The organism is Vibrio sp. D173a, from assembly GCF_030248475.1.
In genome coordinates, this window is record NZ_JAHGAH010000362.1 from 1 (window position 1) to 1,129 (window position 1,129).

General features: G+C 36.8%; 1 pseudogene. It reads right to left on the minus strand.

What is annotated here, in order from left to right:
- Positions 1-253 (minus strand): annotated as a pseudogene (locus KIV40_RS25845) (hypothetical protein); the annotation flags it as partial.
- Positions 254-1,129: the final 876 nt, after the last annotated feature.

Sequence of the window (1,129 nt, forward strand, 5' to 3'; positions counted from 1 at the left end):
CCCTAAGAATGAGCGCACCCTTGTGGATATAATGCGGATCTTCCCAATTGTTGTATACCATTGTTTGGAAGAATTTAAATTCACCGCGAACAGTGACTACATTATCGTTGCTAGGGTTGTATTCATCAGTATGAAGCCAGCCCCATTGGGTTCCCTCGTTATTACCGCAATAAATTTTCGCTTCGACTTCTCGAGAAGCTACATTGTTAGATATAGTCAGAGTTGTTACTAATAATAGTGTTTTTAGTTTCATGATTATTTTAAAATTTAAACCAACGTTAAAAATGAAATGGGATGTTATAACTAAAAAATCACACTTTCAATATCTTATTGATTATTTTTAAATGTTTGTAAAATGTATTTTATTGTAATTACTATGAAGCTTATAAATAGGGGGTTGGAATTGGATTAATATTAATTTTATTAACAATGAGATAAATTTAAATTATCAGAAGAATAGTTTTTTTATACCGAGTCAACTTGAAGATGCTGGCTTGATAACATGAAAATTATAATTAATTCGAGTTGCCAAATAGCCTACGAGCTCTGAAATGGATAAACAAAGTAAACACGTCAGCAAGACCTACCAAATCTAGAAGTGCTCGCGTGTTGGAGGGAAGAGCGCTTAACCACAAGCAAGCTAACCAGTCTTACTTAGTTCCGCGGTCCGCTTTTTTGGAACGTGAGGTTTGAGGTTTATGGGGGAGCTCTAATTCGAGCGCTAAAACTGAATCACTACACTCGGTGTCTTTAGACGTGTCATTCCAGCGAGCCTAAGCGAGACTAGGAATCTACTTACCGCGCGTTAAGTTCTTGAGTTAGAAAAGAAATACTCGAAAGATCATTAAAATGACGTCAAGCAAACTTTCATTAAGAATGATGAAAAAAAATATCTATGCACTCAATTAAATATCGTTTTTGAAGGTTCTGGAACTTATCTGTATGTTGTACGGAGCTTTGTGGCACTTTGTAAGCTCAGCTATGAGGGGAGTGGGGCTGTCGACGCATGTTTGTTCCAAAGCGTGGTAATGTTTAATTAAGCTTGGCTTTGCCTTCCGCATTTTGATTTACTTTTTCTTGTGGTAAGGACTTTAACTGTTTGGCCAAGCGCACGGCTTTGTTGCGTAAT